Here is a 5,097-nt window from a genome sequence, read left to right on the forward strand (position 1 = left end):
GGCTCCGAAGTGTGGGAGAGCTGCGCGCGTTATGAGGCCGTGGTCGCGGCCGGGCGGATCCAGAGGCGCTGCCCTATGGCGGCGGCCTGCTGAACGATGCGGTTGACGGAGGCGGCGTCCACAACGGTCGAGTCAACAGGTGTGCCGTCGACGTCGTCGAGTCGCATGATTTCGAAGCGCAAGGGCTTCTCCCTTCGTCTGGTCATCCTCCTGAGGAGAACTACTTGGGTGTGCGGCCCACCAGGCTCGTGCCCGGTGTCCCGTATGGGTCAACAGGGATGCAGGGGTCAAACATTCCCTACGCTAAGGAAATTTTTCGAACAGCTAATTACCAAGCCGTAAGAGTGTGGTTACGGGACCGACCGGGACCAGTTGTGTTCGCAGCGTGACCACCGGGACAATGGGGGTGATGAACGACGACCTCGCGGCCCTCCACACCCGCATCGACCGCACCAACGAGCTGCTCCAGCGCATGCTCGCCGAGGTGGCGAAGACGCCCTCGACCCACGCGATCTTCGTCGATGCCGGGTATCTGTACGCGGCCGCGGGACGCCTCGTCGCCGGCACCGAGGACCGCCGCGCCTTCGACCTGGACGCCGAGGGCCTGATCGACGCGCTCATCGACAGGGCCCGCACGATCTTCGCGGACAGCCGGCTGCTGCGCGTCTACTGGTACGACGGTGCCCGGCGCCGCATCCACACGGCCGAGCAGCAGACCATCGCGGAACTGCCGGACGTCAAGGTGCGCCTCGGCAACCTCAACGCCAACAACCAGCAGAAGGGCGTCGACTCGCTCATCCGCTCCGACCTGGAGTCCCTCGCCCGGCACCGCGCCATCAGCGACGCGGCCCTGCTCGGCGGCGACGAGGACCTGGTCTCGGCGGTGGAGGCGGCCCAGGGGTACGGCGCCCGGGTCCACCTCTGGGGCATCGAGGCGCCGGAGGGCCGCAACCAGGCCGAGCCCCTCCTGTGGGAGGTCGACAGCCAGCGCACCTTCGACCTCGACTTCTTCAAGCCGTACGTCTCCCGCCGCACAGCCCCCGGCTACGAGACGACCGCGAACCGGCCCACGCGCGAGGACGTGCGGTTCGTGGGCGCGCAGATCGCGGCGAAGTGGCTGGCGGCACGCGGCCGGGACGCGCTGGTGGAGTTGCTGCCCGGGCATCCGTACCTGCCCGGGTCGGTGGACCAGGACCTGCTCGTGGAGGCGGAGGGCCTCCTGCAGTACTCGCTGCGCGGCCAGGCGGATCTCAGACGGGCGCTGCGCGACGGCTTCTGGGAGCATCTGCGGACGCAGTACTAAGTGGTCGGCTCCGGAAGTCCTTCGGGGGTTGATCAAGCTGCCGGCGCGACGGAGGATTCTTCTGGGTGATCGGCGGTGTGCCGGTCGAGTCTGGCCAGCAGATCGTCCAGGTCGGAGTGGGTGAACTTCCACTGGAACGGCTGCGCCGTGGCGTTGTAGCGGTCTTCGAAAGCTCGGAGCCGGTTCCCGACTTGGGCAAGGTCGGTGAAGTCATTGGGCGCCACGACCTTGCGCTGCACGACGGAGAAGAAGATCTCCACCTGGTTCAGCCAGGAGGCGTGCACGGGGTGTGGACCAGCACCGTGTTCGGGAACGCCGCGGTCAGCCGGTCTGCGGCCTTCTTGCCGCGGTGGGAGGAGCCATTGTCGACGACCCAGAACACGCGCTCAGGAGGAGCAGGGCGCGCCGTGGCTGGTGCGCACGTGGGCACAGACCCGGTCACAGCCCCGCCCGGGAGGACATGCCGCCGCTGCTCGCCGCCGCATGCCCGGGACCGCCGAACTTGGTGTACGGGCTGTCAGTCCGTGCGGAAGCCAGCCATGATCGAGGCCGGGTAACGGCTGCCTGCGGAACCCTGGGGAAAGACCTCCCGGATACGGGCCAGGTCGGCCTCGGTGAGTTCTACGTCGGTGGCGCCGACGTTCTCCTCCAGACGTGTGGCGCTGCGGGTGCCCGGGATCGGGATTACGTCCTCGCCCTGGGCGAGTAGCCAGGCCAGGGCAAGCTGGGCGGGGGCGATGCCCTTGGTGGCGGCGAGCTTTCGGAGCTGCTCGGCGGCGTTCAGGTTGTAGGCGTACTTCTCGCCCTGCCAGCGCTCGTCCCAGCGGCGCATGTCGCCCTCGGGATACTCGTCAGCGGGCTTGACCACGCCGGAGAGGAAGCCGCGGCCGAGCGGCGAGTACGGCACCAGGCCGATCCCCAACTCTCGCAGGACCGGCAGGATCTCGTCCTCTACTTCGCGCTCGAAGACCGAGTACTCGTACTGAAGGGCTGTGACCGGGGTGACGGTGTGGGCGCGGCGGATGTACTGCGGGCCGACGTTACTCAGGCCGAAGTACTGCACCTTGCCCTCGGCGATCAGGTCACCGACAGTGCCGGCGACCTCCTCGGCCGGTACGTCGGGGTCGGAGATGTGCTGGTAGAAGAGGTCGATGCGGTCGGTCTGGAGCTGGCGCAGGCTGTTCTCGGCGACCTTGCGGATGTTCTCCGGGCGGCTGTTGACGCCGCTCCCCGGCGTCTTGCTGGTCATGTCGAAGCCGAACTTGGTGGCCAGGATGACCTCGTCGCGGAAGTCCTTGACTGCGCTGCCGAGCAGCGTCTCGTTGCTGCCGGTGCCTTGGCCGTACAGCTCGGCGGTGTCGAAGAAGCCGACTCCGAGTTCGTGGGCGCGGCGGATGGTGGAGATGCCGTCCTCGTCGCTCGAGGGGCCGTAGGCCAGGGACATCCCCATCAGGCCCAGTCCGAGCGCGGAGACGCGCAGTCCCTGCTGTCCCAGGGTGCGGTGCTGCATGAGATCGCTCCTCGTGTCATGTCGGCAGCCCTAGCCGACCAAACCAAACTGTTCGGTGTGACCCTATGCTTATCCGGAGTGCAACGCAAAACCGAACGGTTCGGTCGCCTATCCTGGGCTCATGCCTCGCTCCACCAACCCTGGCCAGACCTCGGACGCCGCCATCGCGGGCGAGTCCGCCGACTCCACGCGCCAGCGGATCGTCGCCGCAGCCAAGGAGGAGTTCGCCCGGCACGGGATCGCCGGCGCCCGCGTGGACCGCATCGCCAAGCAGGCCAGGACGAGCAAGGAACGTGTCTACGCCTACTTCCGCAGCAAGGAAGCCCTTTACGCGCACGTCGCCGAACGCGAGACGACCGCACTCGTCGAGGCCACTCAGCTGGACCCGGCCGACCTGCCCGGTTATGCCGGCATCCTCTTCGACCACTTCACGGCACGTCCGGACCACTACCGCCTGATCATGTGGGGCCGTCTGGAGCTGGCCGAGCCCGCAGACAACCCCACCAGCCCCCTCCAGGCCACGATCGCCGGCAAGCTCGACCAACTCCGCGACGCACAGCGCATCGGGCTGCTCGACCCGGCCTGGGAACCCGTCGACGTCCTCGCCCTGATCAACCAGATCGCCATGACCTGGGCAGGCCAGCCCGAAATCGCCGCCGCTGCCGCAGACCAGGCCGTGGACCCCTCCATCGCCGCCCGCCGCGCCGCACTGGTGGCCGCCGTCGAGCGCATGTTCCCCCGCTCGGACTGAGAACAACGCCCAAACCGTTTGGTTTGACGCACACCTCCGGGTGTGTCCGTTGAAGATGACCTGGTGGACGAACGCGCGGTCCGCTGGCGCGGGAGTGATGACATCGAGCCCGCGGCCGGCCAGGCGGTCGGTGATGGCCGTGGCCATCCGGATTGGCGGTAGCAGCCCTCGTCAACGGCTGTGCCGGCCAGGAGTTCGGCGACACCCGACAGACGCCCCGTCCCGGGGTCAACCCCCGAAGGACTTCCGGAGCCGACCACTAAGCCGGAGCGGTCGGGATGCCGGCCAGGCGACTACACCCGGCCCGGGCCGTCCCAGAAGTCGGCGAGGGCGTGGGCCGTCGGGAGCGGCTGGTCGGCGTTGGGGGAGTGCTCGGCTCCCGTGATGACCGTGCGGTGCGCGTCCAGCCGCAGGGCCATGTCGTCCAGGATCGCCACCGGCCAGGTGTCATCGTGCGCGCCGGACACGACGTGGAACGGCAGCGGGATCGCGGCGAGTTCGGACACGCGGTCCGGCTCGGTGCACAACTGACGCCCGGTCGCCAGCAGTTGGGCAGGGCTGTGACCCAGCCAGCGGCGTCGCAACTGGTCCTGGTCGCCGAGGCCGCGGGCCGGCCCGCCGACTTCCTCCGGCGGTCCCATGGCCTGGATGGCCTCCCACACCTCCGCCATCGACAGCAGGGCGAGCGCGTCCCGCAGCAGCTTCACGCGCTGCTGCTGGGAGACGGAGATCTCCGCCGGACCGGACGAGACCAGGGTGAACGAGACGAACGGGGAGTGGTCGAGCAGCACGGCCGCACGGGCGATCTGCCCGCCGAGCGAATGCCCCACGAGGTGCACGGGCCCGCCCAGTGCCTCGACCTGCGCGAGCACGTCCCGCGCGAGCTCCCGCTGGGCGTAGGCGGACTCGTCGTCCAAGGGGCCCTCCGACTCGTGCTGCCCCCGTCCGTCCACGGCGACGACCCGGTACCCCCGCTGTGCGAGCGGCTCATGGAGCAGCCTGAAGTCCTCCTTGCTGCCGGTGAATCCGGGCAGCATCAGGACGACTCCCCGCTCCTCCACACCAGCCGTCGGCGACGCCGACGAGTCGACGACGGCGAACTCGCCGCGTGAGGTGCGCAGGGGGTAGGCGCGGGCGCCGGGGGGCGGGGGGAAGGCGGGGTGGCTGGTCACGGGGCGAGGGTAGCGGGTGGGGATCGGAGGGGACGGGCGCTGTGCGTGGGTGGGGATCGGTGGGGGCCGGCGCTGTGCGCGGGTGGGGATCGGAGGGGGACTGAGCCATGCGCGGGTGGGGGTGGGGGCGGGCGGAGACGGGCGCTGTGCGGGGGTGGGCATTGGTGGGGGCCGGCGCTGCGTCCGGGGTTGGATCGGCGGGGGGGACTGAGCCATGCGCCGGGTGCGGATGGGCGGGGACGGGCGCTGTGCGCGGGTGGGGATTGGTGGGGGCCGGCGCTGCGTCCGGGGTGGAGATCGGCGGGGTCGGGCTCTGTGCCCTGGGTGGACGCCGACGGCCCGGCTCCCCGTGAGGGGGCCG

General features: G+C 69.8%; 6 protein-coding genes. 2 read left to right on the plus strand and 4 right to left on the minus strand.

What is annotated here, in order from left to right; genetic code table 11:
- Positions 1–29 precede the first annotated feature (29 nt).
- A complete protein-coding gene (locus tag ABZ281_RS37180) occupies positions 30–182 on the minus strand; it encodes a hypothetical protein (RefSeq protein WP_355769920.1) in 153 nt (50 codons plus the stop codon).
- 227 nt (positions 183–409) lie between these two features.
- On the opposite strand from ABZ281_RS37180, the gene ABZ281_RS37185 reads away from it, so the two are divergent.
- Positions 410–1,303, plus strand: a complete 894-nt coding sequence (locus tag ABZ281_RS37185; RefSeq protein ID WP_356662452.1) for an NYN domain-containing protein — start codon at positions 410–412, stop codon at positions 1,301–1,303.
- A 32-nt stretch (positions 1,304–1,335) separates the two neighbouring features.
- Here ABZ281_RS37185 and ABZ281_RS37190 read toward each other — a convergent pair whose 3' ends face one another.
- Both ABZ281_RS37190 and ABZ281_RS37195 read right to left on the minus strand, forming a co-directional pair.
- The gene (locus ABZ281_RS37190; protein WP_356662453.1) at positions 1,336–1,563 is read right to left on the minus strand and encodes a hypothetical protein; all 228 of its coding nucleotides are present in this window, start codon (positions 1,561–1,563) and stop codon (positions 1,336–1,338) included.
- A gap of 257 nt (positions 1,564–1,820) precedes the next feature.
- Entirely contained in the window at positions 1,821–2,813 is a 993-nt protein-coding gene (locus ABZ281_RS37195) for an aldo/keto reductase (RefSeq protein WP_356662454.1), read from the minus strand.
- A gap of 121 nt (positions 2,814–2,934) precedes the next feature.
- Here ABZ281_RS37195 and ABZ281_RS37200 point away from each other — a divergent pair, with 121 nt between their 5' ends.
- Positions 2,935–3,564, plus strand: a complete 630-nt coding sequence (locus ABZ281_RS37200) for a TetR family transcriptional regulator (protein WP_356662455.1) — start codon at positions 2,935–2,937, stop codon at positions 3,562–3,564.
- Between the two features lie 293 nt (positions 3,565–3,857).
- Here the strand turns inward: ABZ281_RS37200 and ABZ281_RS37205 are convergent, their stop codons facing one another.
- Entirely contained in the window at positions 3,858–4,736 is an 879-nt protein-coding gene (locus ABZ281_RS37205) for an alpha/beta hydrolase (RefSeq protein ID WP_356662456.1), read from the minus strand.
- Positions 4,737–5,097 lie beyond the last annotated feature (361 nt).

Source organism: Streptomyces sp. NPDC006265, from assembly GCF_040613555.1.
Classification (GTDB): domain Bacteria; phylum Actinomycetota; class Actinomycetes; order Streptomycetales; family Streptomycetaceae; genus Streptomyces.